This is a genomic window from Actinomycetospora sp. 2LY8.5 (genome assembly GCF_057180585.1).
The window spans coordinates 1-21,267 of sequence record NZ_JBXUHE010000065.1; the positions used below are offsets into that span (position 1 = coordinate 1).

Below are 21,267 nucleotides of genomic sequence, written 5' to 3' on the forward strand. Positions count from 1 at the left end.
GATATGCCTGGCCCGCCGCCGCACCGACGTCATCTACGCCATGCTCCGCGACCACCAGCCCTACCGCGCCCCAGCGCGAGCACCCGAGCCCCTCGCGGCTTGACAACCCCATAGAGACACCCCCCGGACGACCGGCCGACGGCACACGCACCCCTCGGGCCGTGACGACGTCGGTCATCGCCCTCGACGATCTCCCGTCACGCCCGCGGGCCGCACCCGGGGTGACAGTCCGGACGACGTCGTGCGGCGACGTCCCGGTTCCGACACTTCATCGCATGCGCACACCCCGGCCTCGATCCAGGGGGCAAGTTGCACCCGCCGCTCCGCACACCGCTTGACTGTCGATCGATCGGTAGATACGGTGGAGTGGTCCAGGTCATAGCGTGCCTGTCTTGAGAAGCCACCGTTGGTGACCACCAGCAGGACACGACCGCCGTCGACTTCGTCTCGGCCCGGCAGATCGTGGACTGATGTCGGACCGGACTTGACACCCAATGCCGATCGTCTCGGGCCATATCTGCGCTGCCTCCACGGTGCTCAGAGCGCTGGAGACCGCGGCAGAGGGCCGGTGCCGACAGCGTTCCGCGAACCAGAGAGGCCGAGCGTGATGGCGTCGCAAACCACCGATCTGCACGACCGGGATTCTGCTCTCTACCGAAAGGTGAGGCTCCGGCTGGTCCCGCTGCTCTTCTGTGGATACTTGCTCTGCTTTCTGGACCGAAGTATCGTCGGCATCGCTGCGCTCGAGATGAATGCCAGCATCGGCTTGTCTCTTGCTGCGTTCGGTACCGGCGCAGGAATCTTCTTCCTCGCGTACATGGTCGTCGAACCACCATCGAATATTGCGCTGGCTCGTATCGGGGCGCGAATCTGGCTGGCTCGAATCCTGGTGACCTGGGGGCTCGTTACGGTCGGCACGGCCTGGATTCAGGGCGAGACCTCGTTCTACGTGATGCGCTTGCTGCTCGGCGCCGCCGAGGCCGGGTACTTTCCAGGTGTGATCTTCTACATCGCAATGTGGTTTCCGCCACATCTGCGTGCCAAACCGATTGCAACACTTGCACTCGCGACTCCGGTGGGAAGCGTTCTCGGCGCTCCGTTCGGAGGCTGGGTTCTCGGGTGGGACGTGGGCGGACTGGAAGGATGGCAATGGCTCTTCATCATCGTCGGAGCGATCACCGTCATGTTCGGTATCGTTCTCCACAGACTGCTTCCTGCAGACCCGGGGCAAGCGTCATGGCTGACCCCCGGGGAGCGCCAGACAATCGCGGAGAACGCTGACTTCTCGCGCTCCTCACATTCGCTGCGGAGCCAGTTCCGGGGGTTGGCGGTGACAGTGGGACGGCCCACTGTCTGGGTCATGACCCTCTCGTACTTCGTGATCGCGTCCATCGCGTGGGCGATCACGTTCTTCCTGCCGGTGGTCGTGGCGGGTCTCCAGGACGTCTCGACGTTGGAGACCGGCATCGTCGTCGGTGTCCCTTGGCTGCTCTCGATTCCGCTCACCTACGCCGTGGCGCGGTCCGCAGAGCGCCACCGCACGCCCTGGTTGCACCTCGTCATGACACTGGTCTTCTGCGCGGCCGGGTTCGCGGCGCTGAGTTTTTCGGAGTCGTCCGTTGTCACGTTCGTCTTCGCCGCAGCCGCGGCCGTCTGCATTCTCTCGATGTATGTCGGGCCGTTCTGGGCGGCTCTGACGCCCTTGCTGGGCGAGCCCGCCCAGGCGGCCGGAGCGATCGCACTGATTAACGGCATCGGGGCTAGTGGCGGATTCTTCGGACCGATGTTGTTGGGCCGGGTTCTCGGGGACGTCGGTGGGCGATGGCAGGAAGCGTCTCTGCTGGCCGGAGGGACCCTTCTCGTCGTCGCCATGATGGTGCTCGGCGTGTCGATGATCGTACGCGGACGCGAGCGGGCGCCGAGCAGACAATCGCTACGGACGACCGGCCACGACCGAGAGCTTCCCGGGGAGGCACACCAATGATGAACGAGGAAGACGGTGGCAACGAATTCTACCCGATGCAACGGAGTCATCCGTTGCATCCCTCTCCAACTCTGGACCAGAAGCGCGACGCGTGTCCCGTCTCGCGGGTGAGGATCTGGAGTGGTGCCGAGCCCTGGCTTGTGACCCGACATGCCGACTTTTGCATGGGACTGAGGGACGATCGCCTCAGCGCAGACGCCCGACATGTCGGGTATCCGGGCTTCTCGACGAGTAACCAGAACGAGCGCACCGTAGCGCCGACATTTCTGTCGATGGACGAACCGGAGCATGGCTACTTTCGACGAATGTTCACTGCGGCGTTCAGCCCGCGCCAGATCGAAGCCCGTCGAGGTCAGATCAGAACTTTGGTCCACGAGCTCATCGACGACATGCAGAGCATGTCCCAGCCGGTGGACCTGGTCCGAGCATTCGCCATGCCGCTCGCATCGAAGGTGCTTTGCATGATCTTCGGTCTACCTTACGCCTTTCACGCTGAGTTTCAGGCGTACGCGCACATGGTGACCGACCCGGGTACGACACCCGAACAACTGACTGCCGCCAACCAGCGGATGCATCACTACTATCACGAGTACATGGAGGACAAGCGGAGGCATCCTGAAGACGACCTCCTCACCACACTTGTGCGCGACCAGTTCGACGCCGGTCGGATCACCGAGGACGAGATCCTCGCCATATTGAACATGTTCATCGTCGCCGGCCACGACACGACCGCGCACCAGATAGCCTTGGGCACGATCGCGCTCCTGCGGCAACCTGAACAGCTCGCCCTACTCCGTGATAGCGATGATGAGTCGCTGCTCAAGAATGCCGTGGAAGACCTCCTTCGCTTCGTGACGATCACCCATTGGGGCAGGCGGCGCGTCGCGATCGAGGACACGGAGCTCGGGGGGCAGACCATACCTGCGGGCGATGGTGTGATCCTTTCGAATGAGGCGGCGAACAGAGATCCCGACGTTTTTGCCAATCCACATGAGCTCGACTTCCGCCGGAACGCGCGTCGCCAGGTTTCTTTCGGCTACGGTATCCATCAATGCCTTGGTCAGACCCTCGCTCGCGTGGAGCTCCAGGAAGCGTACCCTGCCCTGTTGCGCAGATTGCCGAACCTGAGTCTTGCGGTGCCGTTGTCCGACCTCCAGTTCAACGAGAACAGCATTGTCTATTCTGTCGAGACCTTGCCCCTGACCTGGAGTTGACATCGCTTCCCAGGGGTCGGTGTGCCGGCCCCAGGGCTGACTGCTGTGCTTTGGCACTCGGTTCTCATTGAGCGGCATCCAGCGTGATCGCGCGCGTATCGGCGGGACGGGCGACCCCCACTCCCCGGGCCTGACATCTCCATGTCCGGCCCTCGGGCACGTAGTCGATGGACTTGACTATCGAACGATCGATAGAGACACTGAGCACGGAGTGCGGCGGTTACGGGGGTGTCACGGACGCGGAGATCGTTCGTTCGGCTCACCCGGGCTGCGCTGTGCGAACCAGCTCCCACGAACGGAGTAGTCGAGGAAGCAGCCGCGGGTTCAGATCACCGGCGAGGTCGATCACGACCGGTCGCTTGGTCCTCGCCGGCTTCCACCCACTGATGGAAGAAATGCAGGGAGTCTCAACGTGGCGACTGAGAAGGCGTTGGCCGGACGTCAAGGGGTCGACTCAGCCCTCTACGCCAAGGTGCGCAGACGGCTGCTGCCGCTGCTCTTCGGCGGTTATCTACTGTGCTTTCTCGACCGGACGATCGTAAGTGTGGCCTCGCTGGAGATGAACGCCAGCATCGGTCTGACAGCTGCGGCGTACGGGACCGGGGCCGGGCTGTTCTTCCTGACCTACCTCATCTTCGAGCCGCCGTCGAACGTGATCATGGCCAGAGTCGGGGCGCGTGTCTGGTTGACGCGCATCCTCGTGACCTGGGGACTTGTGACCGCTGCTACGGCGTTCGTCCAGGGCGAGACGTCGTTCTACGTCATGCGGCTCCTCCTGGGAGTCGCGGAAGCGGGCTATTTCCCCGGCGTGATCTTCTACATCGCGATGTGGTTCCCGCCGGGACTACGGGCGAAGCCGATCGCGATGCTCGTGCTGGCGACGCCGGTCGGGAACGTGGTCGGCGCGCCCCTCGGGGGTTGGATCCTCGGCTGGGACCTCGGCCCCTTGGAAGGATGGCAATGGCTCTTCATCGTCGTCGGCGCCATCACGGTGGCATTCGGGGTCGTCTTCTATCGTCTGTTGCCCTCGGACCCGACCCAGGCGCACTGGCTCGATGACGCCGCGCGAGAGACCATCATGAAGAACGCTGACTTCACCCGCTCGGCACACACCTTCCGAGACCAGGTCAACGGGTTCGCCGTGTTCCTCCGCCGCCCTGCTGTGTGGCTGATGACCCTCGGGTACTTCGTCATCGCCTCGGTCGGCTACGCAGCCACGTTCTTCCTCCCGAAGGTGGTCTCGGAGCTGGCAGGGCTCAGCAACCTCCAGACGAGCTTCGTCGTCGCCGCGCCCTGGTTCCTCGCCATCGGGGTCACCTACCTCATGGCTCGTTCCTCGGAACGGACCGGTGCACCGTGGTCCCATCTCACCGTGGCGCTCTTGGTGAGCGCCGCAGGCTTCGCGACACTGGCGCCCTCGGCGAGCGTGCTCGCGCTCTTCATCCTCTCCGCCACGGCCGTGGTCAGCCTGCTGTCCATCTATGTCGGTCCGTTCTGGACCGTCCTCACACCCATGCTGGGAAAGCCCGCTCACGCCGCCGGAGCGATCGCCTTGATCAACGGCATCGGCTCCAGTGGCGGCTTCTTCGGGCCGATGCTGCTCGGCGAGGTCATCGACGCTTCCGACGGACGCTGGCAGGCTGCGGCGCCGGTCGCCGGCCTGGCCCTGGGCGCCGTGGCACTGATCGTCACGGTGCTCGGTCTGCGCGCGCACCTGGCCCAGACCAGGTCAGCCACCTCTCAGCCGTAGTGGCGGGAAGGACGAGGAAACAAGGATGAACCAGCCGGAGCCGGCGGAGCTCCCCCAGGAGAGCGCACGACTGGCGGGCAAGGTCTGCCTGGTCGTGGGTGGAGCGAGTGGAATAGGCCGCGCCATCGCCCTCGCCTTCGGTCGTCACGGCTGCCGGGCCGTCGTGATCGCCGACCTACGATCCGCACCGCGGGAAGGCGGCGTACCCACACACGAACTCATCCGGCAGACCTCGTCGACCGCGACCGAGTACGTGGAATGTGACGTGCAGAGGGCGTCGGACGTAGCACAAGCCGTTGGTGTGACCGAACGATTCGGAGGCGTCGACGTTCTCGTCAACTCGGCAGGTGTACCGGAGCCGGGACCCTTCCTTGATGCGGACCCAGCTGACATCGATCGACTGCTCTCGATCAATGTGGGCGGCGTGGCCCGGTCATGTCAGGCCGCGGTCCGCGCGATGGTGGACCACGGCGGTGGCGCCATCATCAATATGTCGTCCGTGACGGGGCTCCGCGCGAGCCACGGCGCGGTATACAGCGGAAGCAAGGCCGCCGTGGCGTTGCTCTCCGCATCGCTCGCTGCCCAGTTCGGCCCGTACGGAATTCGCGTGAACTGCATCCACCCGGGCTTCATCGCCACGGCCATGACGACGATCGACATTCCAGTCGTCGGGACACCTGCCGAAGCGGACCGCAATCAGAGCGTGCCGCTGGGCAGAACCGGACTTCCCGCCGACGTCGCGCAGGCCGCCGTGTTCCTGGCCAGCGACGAGGCATCGTTCATCACCGGGACCGGAATCGTCGTCGACGGCGGATGGAGTTGCCAGTTGGCGGCGGCAGGTGCCACTGCCACGCGACCTCGAGAGGGTTGAGCCTGAGAAGCGAACCCCGAAGCGCCATGCGCTGATTGCTACAATATGATCACGGAGGATCGTTCGTATGCCTGCACCGACGGCCGACGTCGTCCATATCTGCCAACTTGTCAACTATCTCGCCCACGCGATGGACGACGGCGACGGCGCGGCATTCTCATCCTGCTTCACGCCCGAGGGAGTAATGGAAACTCCGGCCGGTGAGGTCGTCGGTCGTCGCGCGCTACGTGCCTTCGTCGAGGAGCGCCACGCCAAGCGCGCCGGATCTCTCCACCTCATCGGGTCGATCAGTGTGGACATCGCCCAGTCGCGTGGCGTGACCCGCTCCTACGGCCTCTTTCTTCCCGTCGGAACGGGCGGCGGACCGACAGCCGTCGTCTACGAGGATTCCGCCGTGCAGCTCGACGGCGAATGGAGAATTGACCGGCGTCTCATCATCTCGAACGTCGAAATTGGCTAGCCACGCGACACCGTCGGGATCAGCACGACACATCTACCTCTCATCACCCACCCAAGAATGAAGGACGGTCGCCCATGAAAGCCGCCGTACTGCACGGCTTCGGATCTCCGCTGGTCATCGAAGAGCTCGAGCTCGCCGAGCCGGCCGAGACCGAGATCGTCATCCGCACGGTGGCGTCTGGCATATGCCATTCGGACGTCTCGGTGATCGAGGGAGCCTTCCCTCACGCGGACCTCCCACTCGTCCTGGGCCACGAAGCCGCCGGGATCGTGGAGCGCGTGGGGTCCCGGGTTCACGGGTTCCGGCCCGGTGATCACGTCGTCACGTCGCCGTCATCGTTCTGCGGCCTCTGCGAGTGGTGCATCAAGGGTCGCCCCTACCGATGTATCGACAAGCGCCAGGTGCGTCCTGAGGGATCGAGTCCCCGACTCGTGAACGCCGGGGGCACCGCGGTGGCCCAGTGGACGGGTCTCGGCGGCTTCGCCGAGAAGATGCTGGTGAGCGAGAACGCCGTCGCCAAACTTCCCGAAGAACTCCCCTTCGACCGGGCAGCGCTGCTCGGCTGCGGCGTCGTCACCGGCCTCGGCGCGGTGTTCAACACCGCTCGGCCGCAACCGGGCAGCAAGGTCGCGGTTCTGGGTCTCGGCGGCGTCGGGCTGAGCGCGGTGCACGGCACGGCCCTGTCGAGTCCACGTCAGCTCATCGCCATCGACACGGTCGCGGCCAAGTTGGACCTGGCAAAGCGGCTCGGCGCGACCCACGTGATCGACGCGAGCCAAGAGGACCCGGTCTCCGAAGTGGCTCGCATCACCGGCGACGGCGTCGACCATTCGTTCGAGGCAGTCGGCAGGCCTCGGACGATCGAGCAGTCGTTCGAGATGCTGCGTGAGGGGGGAACGGCCACCGTGATCGGGTTTCCGCGCTCGGACGACACCATCACGCTCCCGGCGCAGGCGCTTCTGAAGGAGAAGCGAATCCAGGGGTCGAGAATGGGGTCGAACCGGTTCCGGGTCGACGTCCCCTTCTATTCTGAACTCTACTTGGACGGTCGACTCAAGTTGGACGATCTGTTGTCTCGCACCATCGGACTCGACGAGATCAACGACGCGCTGGACGTGTTCGGGGAGGCACAGCACGCACGTACGATCATCACGTTCCCGGAAAGCACTGTCGCCCCGTGACAGCAGAAGTCTCGAGCGTCGTCGAACGGCTCATGCTGCACGGGTCGTACCGCGATCGTGTTCGGAGTCGCTCCTGAGGGCATCGGGGGCGCCACCGCGCTGGCGCTTGCCGAGGCCGGCGCGCACGTCGTCGCCGTCGATCTGCTGATGGCCACGGCCTCGGCCACCGCGGCGAAGATCGCGGCCTTCGACGGTTCGGCGACGGCCGCGGCGGCGGATGCGACCGACACGGATAGCGTTCGGGACGTCGTGGGGCGGGTGCGACTCGAGTACGGCCCGATCCACTGCCTGGTCAACGTCGTCGGCGGCGCCGAGCCCGAGATGTGGCAGGCCATGGAGACACACTCCGACCAAGCCTGGGAGCGAGCTCTCGCTCTGAACGTCGGAACAATGGTCCGTACGTCTCGTGAGGTCGTGCAGCACATGATCGCCGACGGAGTCGACGGACGCATCGTTCAGTTCGCGTCGGTGAGCGGCCAAGTGAGCGCGCCCTACCACGGTGGCTACGGTGCCGCGAAGTCCGCGGTGATGTCCATGACGCGCACGATGGCAGTCGAGTGGGGACGCTACGGAATACGCGTGAATGCGGTCTCGCCGGGTACGGTCCAGACCGCGTTCACACAGGCGATGCCCGGTCTCGACTGGGGCGATCGTGTCCACACTCCGCTGGGACGGTTCGCCGAGCGCACGGACGTCGCGTCCGCCGTGCTGTTCCTGCTGTCGGACCTCAGCGCCGGAATGACCGGGCAGGTGCTGGCGGTGGACGCGGGTTCCAGCGCGCGCTCGCCGATCGGGGATCCGGAGCTGTTCGCCGTTCGAGTCTCGAACGCGTCGAGCCCCGAAACGCGGCCGTCGTCTCGGGAGAAGAGTGAGTAGGCGAGGGCTCTCGCGTTGATTATCGATCGATCGACCGATAGACTGGCCGCACGATCGAGCGCCCGAGCCTTGCCGTCGGATTGGCCGGACGCCGGGCTGCGCCGACTGTCGGACCCACGACGCTGCGGGAGTGATGCTGGTGCTCATCCAGAACGAGATCGACTTGCCGCAGGATCCCGACGCCGTCTACGCGCTGTTGATCGATCTCGACAAAGTCGCCCCCTGCTTGCCAGGCGCGCAGATGGGTGGGACACCCGACGATCCGGTCCGCCCAGCCACGATCCTGGTCAAGTTCGGGCCCATGCGGTTCCGCTACTCGGGGACCGTCCGAATCGTGGACCACGACGACGTGACCCGCCGCGCGGTCATGGAGGCGACAGGCGCCGAGGACGACGGGGCCGGCACCGCCGCCGCGACGATCGCCATGACCGTCAGCCCCGTGACGTCGGGCTCGAGGGTGTCGATCCGCACGGAGGTCGACCTGACCGGCGGGGCGGCACAGCTCGGACGGGGGATGATCGAGGACTTCTCCGAGGAGATCATGCTGGACTTCGCCGGCAGGCTGTCTGCGCTGCTCGAGCCGCGACCGTCCGCGTCGACGACATCGCCGACACCAGCCACATCGGCCACCGGGCCGGCGCGGAGGCGGCCTGTGGAGCCCGGGCCGGTACCCGACCCGGGCTCCGGACCTCTCGCGCTCGTCGGGCGCGTACTGCGTCGCCGAGTCCGCAGGCTGGTGGCGCGGACGCTCGCCCGGGCCCGTGCGGCCACAACGCGCGGACCCCGCGCCCACTCCTGGGACCGAGAGATCGATCTGCTGGTCGTCGGGACCGGCGGAGGCGGGCTGACCGCCGCCCTCGCGGCACAGGAGGAGGGGCTGCGAGTCCTCGTGGTGGAGAAGGCCGGTCAGGTCGGTGGCGGCACGGCGTTCTCCGGCGGCGTCGTGTGGGCGCCGCAGAACCACATCATGCGGCGTAAGGGTATCGAGGACTCCCTCGACGACGCCGTGGAGTACCTCGAACATGCCTCGGAGGGCCGCGGTGACCGCGCGGTGCAGCGCGCCTACGTCGAGAACGTGGGCCCGGTCATCGAACGCGTGGAGGCCTGGACAGGGCTGACGTGGGTCATCTGGGGCGGTCAACCGGACTACTACCCGGGTCTGCCCGGTGCCCGGCTCGGCGGACGTGCGATCTTGCCGCACCCCGCCGCCTCGGACGACCTGCTCACCCCTGCCGAGCAGGAACTGCCGGGGCTCGCACTCGTCCGTCCGACCCCGCACATGGACTTCGTCCCGGGCTTCCAGACGAGCGATCGTGCTCCCCGGGACTCCTGGCTCGCCGGTCGCTCGATCATCGGTGGTCTGTGGAAGGCGGTCCTGGGCCGAGGGATCCCGTACCACGTCGCGACCCCGCTGGTGGAGCTGTGCACCGACAGCGACCGCGTCGTCGGCGCCGTGATCGAGCACCCCGACGGCCGTCGCGAGCGCATCCGCGCCACCCGTGGGGTGCTGCTCAACACCGGTGGCTTCGACTGGAACACCGCCTTCGCCCGCCGCCATCTGCCGGGTCCTCCGGTGCTCCCCCAGACCCCGCCGTCGAACACCGGTGACGGTCATGTGCTGGCGATCGGCCTCGGCGCCGCGACCGCTCTCATGGACAAGGCCGTGTGGCACCCATCCATTCAGATCCCGGGTGACCTGCAGGACAACGGAGAGCCGTTGTACCGCATGTTCAACCTGGAACTGTCGAAACCGCACTGCATGGTCGTGAACCGCACCGGCCGACGGTTCGCCACCGAGGCCGCCTACTTCGCCCTCGCCGACGCCTGGGCGCACATCGACCCGGCGACCCGCGAGTACGCGAACACACCGTCGTACTTCGTGTGCGACCAGCGCTACCGCGTGAAGTACGGACTTCCGAACGTCGCGGCCGACGCCGCGGTCCCCGACTGGATCACCGTCGCCGACGACCTGGGCTCGCTCGCCACGAAGATCGGGGTGGACCCGGTGGGCCTGAGCGAGGAGGTGGCGAGCTACAACGAGGACAGCGTCACCGGCATGGACCGTCGCTTCCACCGCGGCGAGACCGACTACGAGCGCTACTGGGGCGATCCCGAGCACGACGGGCCGAACCCGACGATGGGGGCGGTCACCGAGGGACCGTTCTACGCGTTCCCGGTGTATCTCTCGCACGCCGGCGCACGAGGCGGCGTCGTCACCACGCCCGACGGCGCCGTGGTCCGAGCCGACGGCTCGGTGCTACCCGGCCTCTACGCCTGCGGCAACACCGCGGCCAACGTGCTGTTCGGTGGCGGCTACGCGAGCGGATCGGCCGTCGGGTCCTCGATCGTCTTCGGATACCTCGCGGCGAAGCATGCTGCGGCAACGACCTGATTCTTGGGCAACGAGGAGCTAGCGATGGACCTGGAAACGAAGATCGCCGAGCAGAAGAAGGCCCTGGACGCCTGGTACGAGGGCTTCCAGACCGGCGACATCGAGCGGGCCTACGAGCACTTCGACGACGACTGCACCTGGTCGGGTGTCGGACAGAACCTGGAGCGGGTGGAGTACCGCGGCAAGAAGGCGATCGTCGCCTACCAGAGCGCGTGGGTGAAGAAGGTCTGGTCCGGCACGATGACCTACTTCCCGAAGCACGTGGTGGCCGACGGCAACGTCCTGCTCGCCGAGTGGGAGGACGAGGCGGTCTCCAGCCAGACCGGCCAGAAGTACTACAACCGCGGCGTGTTCGTCTTCGAGTTCGACGGCGGCACCACCGTCAAGCGCGCCCGGACCTGGTTCGACGCGGGCCCCCTGCAGGGAACCCACGTGAACACCTTCGCCGAGCAGAACGTCGCGACGGAGTAGTACGTGACCGACCGTTACGTGACCATGGTGCTCGACGGGGAGGTCGCGGTCGTCTCGATCGCCGATCCCAACGACGACCGGTTCGTCGTGGACGCCCACCCCATGCACCGCGAGCTCCGAGACGTCTTCGGCGAGCTCGACGACCGCGCCGACGTCGGGGCCGTGGTGCTGGCGGGCGGCGCGGAGTCGTTCTGCCCGTTCCCGGAGCTGCGGCACCTCGACGATCTCCTGACGAGCAGGCCCGATACCGCCGCTCGACTGCAGCAGGAGGCTCGCCAGATCGTGGCGAACGTGATCGCCTTCCGGAAACCGCTGGTAGCCGCGGTGGGACGACCGGCGACCGGGATCGGTGCGCAACTGGCGCTCCTGTCGGACTTCGTCGTCGCCGCGCGGGGTGTGTACTTCCAGGACACGCACGTCCGTCTCGGGCTCACCGCCGGGGACGGGGCGACCGTCGTGTGGCCTTTGGTGCTCGGGCTGGCTCGCGCCCGCCGGCACGTCCTGCGAGGGCACCCGCTGCCCGCCGAGGAAGCCGCCGAGGACGGGATCGTGACCACGCTGGTCGACTCCCCCGGCGACGTGCACGAAGCAGCCACGGCGCTGGCGCACAAGCTCGCGGCCTTGCCCACCCAGGCGTTCTCGACCACCAAGCAGGCCCTGAACCGGTGGTTGGGTCTGGGGTCCGATCTGACCCTGGACCTCGCTGCGGGCCTGCAGGTGGCCACCTACGAGAGCCCGGAGTTCCGCGCGCGGCGCCGGGAGGCACGCTCGGCGGAGTCGACGTGACGGCCCCGGGGGTCAACGGCGCGCAGCTCGCCACCGGCACCGAACCGGCCGTGCTCCTCGAGCGGGTCGCCGGCGTCGGCTGGGTCACCCTCAACCGTCCCGACGCGCTCAACGCGTTGAACGAGGCGATGATGGACGACCTCGTGGACGCCCTGCGCGACGTCGCCGCGGACGACACGGTGCGGTGCGTGGTGCTGCGCGGCGCCGGCCGGAGCTTCACCGCGGGCGGCGACGTCACGATGATGGCCTCCCGTGCCGCCCGCGCAGCGTCCGCGCCCTCGATCGGTTCGCTCGTGTACGACGACCTCCACGAGCTCGTCCGGCGCTCGGAAGCGACCGTGCTGCTGGCCACCATGCCCAAGCCGACGATCGCGGCCCTGCACGGGCACGTGATCGGCGGTGGCCTCGCGTTGGCCCTGGCCGCCGACCTTCGGATCGCGGGGACCGGGACGAAGCTGAAGATCGGTTTCGCCGGGCTCGGGCTCAGTGGTGACTACGGGATCTCCTACCTGCTCGACCGGGCCGTGGGCAACGCCGCGGCACGCGAGCTGCTGTTGCTCGACCCTCGGCTGCCCGCCGAGGCGGCTCACGCCAGAGGACTGGTGCACGAGGTCCACCCCGACGAGGAGTTGCCGGCACGGACCGCCGAGCTGGCCGAGCAGCTCGCCGCCGGGCCGACCATCGCCTACGCCCGGATCAAGCACAACCTCGACACTGTCCGGAACGCGACACTGCGAGAGTCCATCGAGGTCGAGGCGTTGAACCAGCGACTCTGCGTCCTGACGGCCGACGTCAGGGAGTCCGGGGCCGCCTTTGCCGAGCGCCGGCCTCCTCGGTTCCGCGGTCGATGAGCAGCTACCCGCACGGTATGACGGTACGGAGGAGAACCACCGGTGGCACTCGACGTCCCCGCGCCCGCTCACGAGCTCGCCGCTGCGGTCCGCTACGCCGATCTGCCGACCGTGGGCGATACCGGCGAGCGGCACAGCTGGGAGGTGTTCGGCGACGAGCTCGGCTGCCTCAACTTCCTGGGGCCCGAGCAGGTGGCGCGGGCCGGCCGGGAGATCGCCAGCGGTCGTGTGGTCAATCTGAACCTCCCGGTCGGCGAGCCCGTCGACCAGTTCTGGGCCACGCGCGCCGCCCCTCAGCGTCACGCCGTGCACCACCGCAACGTGCGCGACGAGTACCTCGACCGCTTCCACCTGCAGGGCAGCACCCAGTGGGACGGCTTCCGACACCTGCGCTACCGCCAGTACGGGTACTACGGCGGGCGCCAGGACTCGGCCCTGGACGAGCACGGTGAGCTCGGGATCGACCGGTGGGCGGAACGCGGGCTGATCGGGCGCGGCGTTCTCGTCGACGTCGCGGCGCACCGGGCCAGGCGCGGGGTGCCGCTGGCGCCCGACCAACGGTTCGCGATCGGGCCGGCAGAGCTCGACGAGGTCCTGACCGCGCAGGGCACCGAGCTGCGGTCGGGAGACCTCCTGCTCGTCCGGACCGGATGGCTGGGCTGGTGGCAGGCGATGGACTCGACCGCCCGCCGCGCACTCGCGATCCGCCTCGACGCCGACCGGACGAGCGCCCGGCTGCCCGGCATCTCGCCGAGTCGGGAGACCGCCGCATGGCTGTGGGACCACCACGTCGCCGCGCTCGCTCTGGACAACCCGACCGCGGAGACATTGCCCTATGTGCCGGCGGAGGGCTGGGGCCATCACCGGCTGCTGGTCCTGCTCGGGCTGCCCCTGGGTGAGCTGTGGTGGCTCGACGAGCTGGGCGCGGCCTGCGTCGAGGCGGGGCGGTGGTCGTTCTTCCTGTCCACCGCCCCGCTCAACCTGCCCGGGGGCGTCGCCAGCCCGGCGAACGCCTACGCCGTGTTCTGACCCTGTACTCCGGCCCGTGTACCTATCCGCCGTCGGCGACCGCGAACCGAGGAGCACCATGTACGACCTGGGCAGCATCGTTGCGCTCGGCGCCCGTCGAACCCCGGGCCGTCCCGCGGTCCGGGAAGTAGCCTCCGGGAGCGAGCGGACCTACCGCGAGCTCGACGAGCGCAGCTCGCGCCTGGCGAACGCACTGGTCGGCCTCGGCCTCGTGACAGGCGACCGGCTCGCGTGCCGGATGGCCGACGCCGTGGAGTACGTCGAGACCTACGTGGCGGCGGCGAAGGCCGGCCTGGTGCTCGTCCCGTTGAACACCCGGATGACGACGCCGGAGGCGGCCTACCAGCTCGAGGCGTCCGGCTGTCGCGGGTTGATCTACACACCAGATCAGGCGGGCCTGCTTCCCCCGTCCGACGAGCTGGTCGACGGGCCGGCCGTCCTCGGCACCGGCGCCGGACCGGTGCCGGTCGGGCGGTCCTACGAGGAGGCGGTGGCGGCTGCCTCCCCGGATCCGCTCCCGCGGCCGGACCCGGACTCCCCGTTCATGATCTGCTTCACCAGCGGCACCACGGGACGACCGAAGGGGGCGACCCTCACTCACCGGTCGGTCCGGGCCGTCGCCGCCACCCAGCTGGTCGCGATGCGGATTCCGGTCAACGGCGTCAACGTGCACGCCGTGTCGATGTCGTTCCCCTCGACGGTGACGTCGCACATCATCCCGACCCTGCTGGCCGGGGGAACGAACGTTCTCGCCACCGGTCCATGGGACGCCGAACGGTTGCTCGGCGTGATCGAGCGCGAGCGCGGCTCACTGATCTACGTCCCGGCACCGGGGATGGCCGAGTTCACCGCAGCCGCGGCGGCCGACCCGCGCCGCTGGGCGTCCCTCACTGCGGTGCTGCACGCCGGGTCCCGAGCCGACCCGGAGGCTCTCTCGGCGCTCGCTGACGTCGTCGGGCCCCGCTTCCTGGCCGGCTGGGGCATGACCGAGAACAGCGGCGGCGTGCTGTGCGCGGTGTCCGGCCGCGACGTCCTGGACCCGCAGCGGCCGGAGGGGTTCTTCGAGTCCGTCGGTCGCCCCGTGCCGGGCGCGGAGATCTCGGTCGTCGACGAGTCCGGGGCGGTACTGCCTCGCGGGCGTGATCAGGTCGGTGAGCTGCGAGCGCGTTCGGAGAGCCTGTTCGCCGGCTACTGGGCCGACCGGGAGGCGACTGCGCGCGTGTTCGACGACGACGGCTGGTACCTCACCGGGGACATCGGGTCGCTGGACGAGGACGGTCGGGCGTACATCTCCGACCGGCGCACGAACATGATCGCCAGCGGTGGGATGAACATCTACCCGGCCGAGATCGAGTTCGTGGTAGAACGGTTGTCCGGTGTCCGCGAGGTCGCGGTAGGGGCGGGTCCGCATCCGCGCTGGGGACAGACCCCGGTCGCCGTCGTGGTGCCGGAGCCGGGCGCGGACCTCACCGCCGAGCAGGTCATCGGCTTCGCGAAGCAGAACCTGGCCAGCTACAAGAAGCCGACCCGGGTGCTGTTCGTCGACGTGCTCCCACGCACGATCGGCGGCAAGCTCGCCCGCGGGGAGCTTCGCGCCCTGATCGAGAAGACGACGGCGGCCGAGTGAGGCCGCCCGTTCGCTCACTCGCCGGTGAACGACGGTGCGCGCTTGTTCCGCATCGCGGCCAGGCCCTCGGCGAAATCGGCCGTGTCGAACAGCGACACCTGCTCGCGCAGCTCGGCGTCGAGCGCACCGTGCACGTCGGCGGCCGGGTGGTTCAGCAGACGCTTCACCGCGGCGAGGGCCAGCGGCGGTCCGTCACCGAGCCGAGCGGCCAGAGCGACGGCCTCGGTCAGGGCCTCACCGGGGTCGGTGACGTGGTCGGCGAGGCCCAGCTCGTGGGCTCTGGCGCCGTCGATCCGGGAACCCGTGAGCAGCATGGTCCGGGCCCGCGCCAGACCGATCCGCCGCGGCAGGGACCACGTGATCCCGAGATCGGCCCCCAGCCCCACCGTCAGGAACGACGCCGAGAATCGGGCGTCGGACGCAGCGACGATCTGGTCGCAGGCCGCGGCGATGCCGAGGCCTGCTCCGATCGCGTGGCCCTCGACCGCGGCGACCACCGGGATCGGACAGTCCACGATCGCACCGGCGACCCGTTGCGCCGCTTCCAGCCGGAACCTGCTCTGCTCGGGCGGCTGGCGACGCATCGACGACACGTCACCCCCGGCGCTGAAGGCCGACCCCGCACCCGTGATCACGACGGCGCGGGTCGCGGAGTCCGTCCCGGCCTCCTCCAGCCCGGCGACCAGGGCCTCGCGCATCGGCATGTCGAGGGCATTGCGCCGCGCCGGACGGTTGAGGGACAGGACCCGCACCGGGCCCCGGTGCTCGCCGCGCACCGCCGGGCCGTCCGCGCTCACAGATCGGTCCCGGCGAGCTCGGCCAACTCGGTCACGGTCGCTTCGTCAAGGCCGAGCTCGGCGAGCACCGACGCGGTGTGCTGGCCCAAGGCGGGCACAGCACCCATCGGCGGAACGTAGCCGCCGATCACCGGCGGCGGCAGAAGGGCAGGCAAGGGGCCCGCCGGGGAGTCGACGTGACGCCAGCGGTCCCGGGCGGTGAGGTGCGGGTGCTCCGCGACCTCCGTCGCGGTGTTGTACCGGGCGTTGCCGATCTCCGCGCGGTCGGCGGCGGTCTGGATGTCGACGAGATCGTGCTGGGCGCACCAGGCCCCCACGGCGTGGTCCAGCTCGTCCCGGTGATGAACCCGATCGGCGTTCCGTCGGAAGCGGGCGTCCGTGGCGAGGTCGGGTCGGCCGATCATCTCGGTGAGCCGGAGCCACTCGCGGTCGTTCGTGGTGCCGAGCACGACGCGCGCGCCGTCGCGGGTGCGGTAGGCGCCGTAGGGGACCGCGACCGGCGATCCCATACCGACCGGAGCGGTGTCGTTGCCGGTGTGCAGGGCGTGCTGCAGCGCGTAGCCCATGAGCTCGGTCATCGTGTCGAACATGCTCACCTGGACGGCGCTGGCAGCGCTGCCGGTGTCCCGGTCACGCAACGCGGCCAGGATCGAGATCGCGCCGAAGAGACCTGTGCACACGTCGGCCATCGGCGGCCCCGGCTTGGCCGGAGCGCCCGCGGTACCGGTGATCGAGCAGGCTCCGGCCTCGGCCTGGACCAGCAGGTCGTAGGCCCGCCTGTGGGACAGCGGTCCACCCGGGCCGTACCCGTCGATCTTCAGGGTGATCAGGCGCGGGTAACGCCCACCCAGTGTTTCCGCGTCCAGCCCGAGGCGCCCGGTGGCGCCGGGGGCGAGGTTCGCGACGAGCACGTCGGCACGCGCCAGGAGTCGGTGCAGTGCGTCGAGGCCGCGCGGGTCCTTGAGGTCGAGCGCCACCGACTCCTTGCCCCGGTTGACCCAGACGAAGTGCGCGGCCAGCCCCTTGACGACGTCGTCGTAGTGCCGTGTGAAGTCTCCGCCGTCCGGATTCTCGATCTTGATCACACGGGCGCCGAGATCGGCCAGCGTGCGGGTGCACATCGGGGCGGCCACCGCCTGCTCGAGGGAGACGATCGTCGTTCCACGCAGCGGCGCGCCCGTCACGGCGTGTTTCCGGCCGCTGTCGCCGGGCCCACGCCGAGCTCGAGCAGGGGGTCCTCGGCGGACTCGAACGCCCTGATGACCGGTTTCATGCCGTGCGTGCGCACCGCCGCCCGGTAGGCGTCCACGGTCGGATCGCCGTGCGCGATGACGTCCCACTCGGCGCCGGCGAGCAGGGCCTCGCGGAAGCCGGAGCCGAGGACACCGTCGATCGCGGCCTTGCGGATCTCCAGGATGTTCCGTGGTGCGCGAGCCATGTCGGTGGCGTATCGGTGCGTTCTCTCGACGAGCTCGGCGGCGGGTACGGCGACGTTCGCGAGCCCCCAGCGCTCGGCCTCGGCTCCCGTGACCCGGCTCCCGACCATGAACGAGATCTGCTTGGCCCGGCGTGGACCGATCAGTAACGACATCGCGCCGTCCATGAACCCACCCCCCATCGGCAGCCGAGGCCAGCCGAGCACGGCGTCGTCCGCCACGAACACCAGATCCGGAGCGAGGGTGAACAGGATTCCACCGGCCAGGCAATGGCCGTGGATCCGGGTGATCACCGGCCGGGGCGTCTCGCGGATCCGCAGGACCAGCTCCAGCCAGCGCCGCAGACGCATCCGGTCGCCCCACGGGTCGGCGGTGTGTGACGCCGACGAGGCCGACTTGCGGTCGAGGTCGAAGCCAGAGCAGAACGACGGCCCACGTCCGCTGAGCACGAGCACGCGGGGGGCGTCGTCGGCGTCGAAGGCATCGAGGGCGCGGTGCATGTCGTCGAGCATCTCCACGTTCAGCGCGTTGCGTCTGTCCGGCCGGTTCAGCTCGATCGAGCCCACCCTCGAGCCACCGGTGTACACCACCGAGGTGCCTGCCGCGCCATCGCCCATGCGCTGACTCTATCGACTGATCGATAGGCCAACAAGCGCGCGCCGGTGGCGGTCTCGACCCCGGGCGTGCGGCCGGGACGGGAGTTGTGGGGTGAGATCGTGAAGGCGTGACATGTCGCGAGGCGGCGACCCTGCGCGCGCGGACTTGACCTACCGATCGATCGGCCGGCCTGGAGCGGAGGCGCGCAAAGGGATCAGGCGGCCGCACCCTCGAGGAAGACCCTTGCCATCAGCGTGGCGAGCTCATCGACGGTATGCGGATCGTCCGGACTGTAGGAGTAGATCGTCCAGGACAGAAGATTGCGCAGGACGAGCATGAGCTCGTCGGCGGTGATGTCGGTGCGCAGGTCGCCCGCGCGCTGCGCCGTGATGAGCAGGTCCAGAAGGAGGTCGTTGTACTCGTCTCGGCGCGCGATGACCTCGCGGCGCCTGCGCGGCGCGAGTGCACGCATCTCGGAGAGGGTCGTGAGGTAGATGTCGCGATTGGCGACGGCGATCCGCAGGTGGGTCCGGATCGCCGACCGGATGGCGTCGACGGGCGCCCGCGCGTCCTGCACGACGGCCCCGACCCCTGCGATCATCAGGTCGTTGCCCTGAATGCAGATGCGGTAGAGCAGATCTTCTTTGGTTCTCATGTAGTAGTAGAGCGTCGCGCTCTGTACGCCGATCGCTGCCGCGAGCTGGCGCGTCGACGTGCCGTCGAAGCCCTTCGTCCGGAACAGCCGTGCAGCGGCCTCCAGCAGTCGGGTCTCGGTCGACCCTCTGTCCGGAGGGCGTTCCGAGGGCCCCTCCGCCTCGTCTCGAGCCGTCACCGGCGCAGGCTACCAGCGCCGGTCTCCCCGCTCCGGCCTCACAGGGCGCTCGCCCCACCGCGCGACTGGCCGAGGCGGCCGCCTCATGTCCGAGGGCAAGGCGGCGCTGCGCACGCTCGACCCGACTACTGCCGTCGCGCTCGATGTCGCGACCATGGGGCTCGCGACGCTCGTGACGCTGCCGCAGCACCGCCGGACCCTGTCGTCATCCTGATCATCTCGAACGTGCCCTGCACCGAAGAACGACTGCTCTTCGACGGCGCCGGGTGACCACCAACGACCCCGGTGTCGATGGACAGGCCCTCAGATCACGATGATGTGCAACGCGGATCGCATGGCGTTCGGCCTGACCTGCTGCCCGATAGCGGCTCCGCACCTCCAGCGGCTGCTGACCCATCTCGACAACGCCGTCGTCGATCTCGAACGATCGGCGGTCCACCGATGACGGTGACAACGGCCACGGGCACCCCCAGCGGCGACGAGTTCTCGCCCGCCGGCGACCGCAAGAACTCGTCGACACCGGGGCCCTCTGCGAGACGACACGCTGGGCCACCGCGTCGACGCCGCCCGGGACCCGGTGCTCGGGTTCCGACGCAGCGCCCGGCGTCAACGTGTCGCGTTCGCGGGCGCCGATCGCACCCGCGATGTCGCGCACCCGGCCGGGTGGATCACCCTCGGCGAGTTCGTGATCTATCGGGCCGCGGACATCGCCATCCACGCCTGGGACCTCGCGCAGGCCGTCGATGCCGAGGACCAACTGCCCGACGAGCTCGTCGAGCACGCGCTGAGGCCCTACGTCGCCTGGGTTGCCACCCTCGACGTCGGGGAGATGTTCGGGCCTGGGCCGAGCACGGACCGCCACACCACCGCGCAGGACCACCTCCTCGATCAGCTGGGCCGCCGCCCCTGACCGCTCACGGACCAGCCCACGGCCCTCCGACCGTTCTCCCTCAGCCCCTTGGAGTCCGCTCGAGGTGACCCCGTCGTGCCTTCAGTAGCTGCTGCTGACCCGGAGAATGGACAACAGTTCGCGGGTTGACCTGGCCGAGGCGTCGGAGGCGTCGGAGGCGTCGGAGGCGTCGGAGGCGTCGGGAGTCAGCTCGGGTCTGGCTCGATGGGGAGCCACAGCTCGGCGTCGGCGGTGTCGTCGTCGTGCCACTCGGCGCGCAGCACGTCCGGGCCAGGGCGGGTACGCCACGGGTTGGCCGGGAACCATCCGGAGTAGGCGTCAAGCCACATCTGTTGCAGCCCCTCCGGGTACGCACTGTGGCTGCTGGTCAGGACGAGCCAGGTGCCTGCGGGCACGTGCATCTCCTCGAGCCCGGCGGGTGCCGGTGTCGTCGTGATGGCTGCGTACCAGTAGTCGAGCTCAGTGCCCTCCTCGCGGGAGTCGTCCAGGGAGTCGGTCACAGACACCACACCGTCGGGTTCCTGGTCGGACAAGGCGCCGATCTGCTCGGTCAGCGCGGGGTCGATGCCCTCGACGAAGTCCTCCATCGCGCTGTTGCGGCCCCGGTGGACCAGGGGAACGCGGGCCCTGAGACCGACGACCCGGAACTCCTGCTTGTCGACCACGCGGTATTGCATGCTGGTGCTCCCTTCGATGGTGAGGTGGAAGGAGACCCGGGGCTGGGAGACCAGGCGCGGCCGGCTCCGTCGGGCCTCGCCAGCACCCATCCCGTGGACGGCGCGGAACGCGCGGCTGAACGCCTCGGTCGAGCCGTAGCCGTGTTTCACGGCGACGTCGAGCAAGGTCAGTTCCCCGGTGAGGACGTCCGCGGCGGCCATGGTCATGCGCCTACGGCGGACGTACTCCCCGATCGGGATGCCGGCCAGCGAAGAGAACGTGCGCCGGAAGTGGTGCTCGCTCGTCTGCGCGCACCTGCTCAGCACGGCGACGTCGACCGGAGCAGCAGCGTTGACGGCGTCCTCGACGAGGTCCAGCGCTGCGTTGAACCCTTCCAGCACCGCGGGTCTCCTTTCCGTAACACGACCATCGTCGAGCAGATCAGGGCACCTGAACCCGACCGCGACGGTGCCGGATCGATCATCGTGTTCGCGTCACTTCACGATGCTGAAAAGCTCGACACCCCTGGTCGTCACCCTGCCCGCC

At 68.6% G+C, this 21,267-nt stretch carries 20 protein-coding genes; 15 read left to right on the top strand and 5 right to left on the bottom strand.

The genetic code is table 11. The features are described from left to right. Positions 1–568: 568 nt before the first annotated feature. The 13 genes from AC2A1K_RS33625 to AC2A1K_RS33685 all read left to right on the top strand — a co-directional run bounded on the left by AC2A1K_RS33625 (position 569) and on the right by AC2A1K_RS33685 (position 15,492). Positions 569–1,984 carry an MFS transporter gene (locus AC2A1K_RS33625; RefSeq protein ID WP_483900706.1) on the top strand — a complete coding sequence of 472 codons (1,416 nt, stop codon included), beginning with the start codon at positions 569–571 and terminating at the stop codon, positions 1,982–1,984. A 272-nt stretch (positions 1,985–2,256) separates the two neighbouring features. After that, on the top strand, positions 2,257–3,198 hold the full coding sequence (locus AC2A1K_RS33630) for a cytochrome P450 (protein ID WP_483900707.1): 942 nt from the start codon (positions 2,257–2,259) through the stop codon (positions 3,196–3,198). Positions 3,199–3,610: 412 nt separating this feature from the next. Beyond that, positions 3,611–4,948 carry an MFS transporter gene (locus tag AC2A1K_RS33635; protein WP_483900708.1) on the top strand — a complete coding sequence of 446 codons (1,338 nt, stop codon included), beginning with the start codon at positions 3,611–3,613 and terminating at the stop codon, positions 4,946–4,948. A 25-nt stretch (positions 4,949–4,973) separates the two neighbouring features. Further along, positions 4,974–5,819, top strand: coding sequence for an SDR family oxidoreductase (locus tag AC2A1K_RS33640; protein ID WP_483900709.1), 846 nt, complete (start codon positions 4,974–4,976; stop codon positions 5,817–5,819). Positions 5,820–5,886: 67 nt separating this feature from the next. Next, on the top strand, positions 5,887–6,279 hold the full coding sequence (locus tag AC2A1K_RS33645) for a nuclear transport factor 2 family protein (protein ID WP_483900710.1): 393 nt from the start codon (positions 5,887–5,889) through the stop codon (positions 6,277–6,279). Positions 6,280–6,353: 74 nt separating this feature from the next. After that, positions 6,354–7,460: a Zn-dependent alcohol dehydrogenase gene (locus AC2A1K_RS33650; RefSeq protein WP_483900711.1), complete on the top strand. Its 1,107-nt coding sequence runs from the start codon at positions 6,354–6,356 to the stop codon at positions 7,458–7,460. A 57-nt stretch (positions 7,461–7,517) separates the two neighbouring features. After that, on the top strand, positions 7,518–8,336 hold the full coding sequence (locus tag AC2A1K_RS33655) for an SDR family NAD(P)-dependent oxidoreductase (protein ID WP_483900712.1): 819 nt from the start codon (positions 7,518–7,520) through the stop codon (positions 8,334–8,336). 133 nt (positions 8,337–8,469) lie between these two features. Further along, positions 8,470–10,728: an FAD-dependent oxidoreductase gene (locus tag AC2A1K_RS33660; protein WP_483900729.1), complete on the top strand. Its 2,259-nt coding sequence runs from the start codon at positions 8,470–8,472 to the stop codon at positions 10,726–10,728. Between the two features lie 24 nt (positions 10,729–10,752). Next, positions 10,753–11,199 carry a nuclear transport factor 2 family protein gene (locus tag AC2A1K_RS33665; RefSeq protein ID WP_483900713.1) on the top strand — a complete coding sequence of 149 codons (447 nt, stop codon included), beginning with the start codon at positions 10,753–10,755 and terminating at the stop codon, positions 11,197–11,199. A 3-nt stretch (positions 11,200–11,202) separates the two neighbouring features. Next, positions 11,203–11,985 carry an enoyl-CoA hydratase/isomerase family protein gene (locus AC2A1K_RS33670; RefSeq protein ID WP_483900714.1) on the top strand — a complete coding sequence of 261 codons (783 nt, stop codon included), beginning with the start codon at positions 11,203–11,205 and terminating at the stop codon, positions 11,983–11,985. Next, the gene (locus AC2A1K_RS33675) at positions 11,982–12,836 is read left to right on the top strand and encodes an enoyl-CoA hydratase-related protein (protein ID WP_483900715.1); all 855 of its coding nucleotides are present in this window, start codon (positions 11,982–11,984) and stop codon (positions 12,834–12,836) included. Before AC2A1K_RS33670 ends, AC2A1K_RS33675 begins: the two co-directional genes overlap by 4 nt. Positions 12,837–12,878: 42 nt before the next feature. Next, positions 12,879–13,865, top strand: a complete 987-nt coding sequence (locus tag AC2A1K_RS33680; RefSeq protein ID WP_483900716.1) for a cyclase family protein — start codon at positions 12,879–12,881, stop codon at positions 13,863–13,865. Between the two features lie 58 nt (positions 13,866–13,923). After that, positions 13,924–15,492 (top strand): class I adenylate-forming enzyme family protein, encoded by a 1,569-nt coding sequence (locus tag AC2A1K_RS33685; protein WP_483900717.1) that lies wholly within the window; start codon positions 13,924–13,926, stop codon positions 15,490–15,492. A 14-nt stretch (positions 15,493–15,506) separates the two neighbouring features. Here AC2A1K_RS33685 and AC2A1K_RS33690 read toward each other — a convergent pair whose 3' ends face one another. The 4 genes from AC2A1K_RS33690 to AC2A1K_RS33705 all read right to left on the bottom strand — a co-directional run bounded on the left by AC2A1K_RS33690 (position 15,507) and on the right by AC2A1K_RS33705 (position 19,154). Continuing rightward, entirely contained in the window at positions 15,507–16,289 is a 783-nt protein-coding gene (locus AC2A1K_RS33690) for an enoyl-CoA hydratase/isomerase family protein (protein ID WP_483900718.1), read from the bottom strand. Next, entirely contained in the window at positions 16,286–17,473 is a 1,188-nt protein-coding gene (locus AC2A1K_RS33695) for a CaiB/BaiF CoA transferase family protein (RefSeq protein WP_483900719.1), read from the bottom strand. Before AC2A1K_RS33695 ends, AC2A1K_RS33690 begins: the two co-directional genes overlap by 4 nt. Further along, complete coding sequence (locus tag AC2A1K_RS33700) at positions 17,470–18,342, bottom strand: enoyl-CoA hydratase/isomerase family protein (protein WP_483900720.1); 873 nt, start codon at positions 18,340–18,342, stop codon at positions 17,470–17,472. Before AC2A1K_RS33700 ends, AC2A1K_RS33695 begins: the two co-directional genes overlap by 4 nt. Before the next feature lie 194 nt (positions 18,343–18,536). Next, a complete protein-coding gene (locus AC2A1K_RS33705) occupies positions 18,537–19,154 on the bottom strand; it encodes a TetR/AcrR family transcriptional regulator (protein WP_483900721.1) in 618 nt (205 codons plus the stop codon). An 85-nt stretch (positions 19,155–19,239) separates the two neighbouring features. On the opposite strand from AC2A1K_RS33705, the gene AC2A1K_RS33710 reads away from it, so the two are divergent. Continuing rightward, positions 19,240–19,368, top strand: a complete 129-nt coding sequence (locus AC2A1K_RS33710; RefSeq protein WP_483900722.1) for a hypothetical protein — start codon at positions 19,240–19,242, stop codon at positions 19,366–19,368. 363 nt (positions 19,369–19,731) lie between these two features. Further along, on the top strand, positions 19,732–20,064 hold the full coding sequence (locus AC2A1K_RS33715; protein ID WP_483900723.1) for a DinB family protein: 333 nt from the start codon (positions 19,732–19,734) through the stop codon (positions 20,062–20,064). A gap of 185 nt (positions 20,065–20,249) precedes the next feature. On the opposite strand, the gene AC2A1K_RS33720 is transcribed toward AC2A1K_RS33715, so the two are convergent. After that, on the bottom strand, positions 20,250–21,122 hold the full coding sequence (locus AC2A1K_RS33720) for an AraC family transcriptional regulator (RefSeq protein WP_483900724.1): 873 nt from the start codon (positions 21,120–21,122) through the stop codon (positions 20,250–20,252). Between the last annotated feature and the right edge of the window lie 145 nt (positions 21,123–21,267).

Excerpts from the sequence above, each read along its gene's own strand:
- AC2A1K_RS33645 (WP_483900710.1), top strand. The coding sequence starts at position 5,887 with ATGCCTGCACCGACGGCCGACGTCGTCCATATCTGCCAACTTGTCAAC.
- AC2A1K_RS33710 (WP_483900722.1), top strand. The coding sequence starts at position 19,240 with ATGTCCGAGGGCAAGGCGGCGCTGCGCACGCTCGACCCGACTACTGCC.
- AC2A1K_RS33630 (WP_483900707.1), top strand. The coding sequence starts at position 2,257 with ATGGACGAACCGGAGCATGGCTACTTTCGACGAATGTTCACTGCGGCG.
- AC2A1K_RS33660 (WP_483900729.1), top strand. The coding sequence starts at position 8,470 with ATGCTGGTGCTCATCCAGAACGAGATCGACTTGCCGCAGGATCCCGAC.
- AC2A1K_RS33665 (WP_483900713.1), top strand. The coding sequence starts at position 10,753 with ATGGACCTGGAAACGAAGATCGCCGAGCAGAAGAAGGCCCTGGACGCC.
- AC2A1K_RS33650 (WP_483900711.1), top strand. The coding sequence starts at position 6,354 with ATGAAAGCCGCCGTACTGCACGGCTTCGGATCTCCGCTGGTCATCGAA.
- AC2A1K_RS33685 (WP_483900717.1), top strand. The coding sequence starts at position 13,924 with ATGTACGACCTGGGCAGCATCGTTGCGCTCGGCGCCCGTCGAACCCCG.
- AC2A1K_RS33700 (WP_483900720.1), bottom strand. The coding sequence starts at position 18,342 with ATGGGCGATGGCGCGGCAGGCACCTCGGTGGTGTACACCGGTGGCTCG.
- AC2A1K_RS33640 (WP_483900709.1), top strand. The coding sequence starts at position 4,974 with ATGAACCAGCCGGAGCCGGCGGAGCTCCCCCAGGAGAGCGCACGACTG.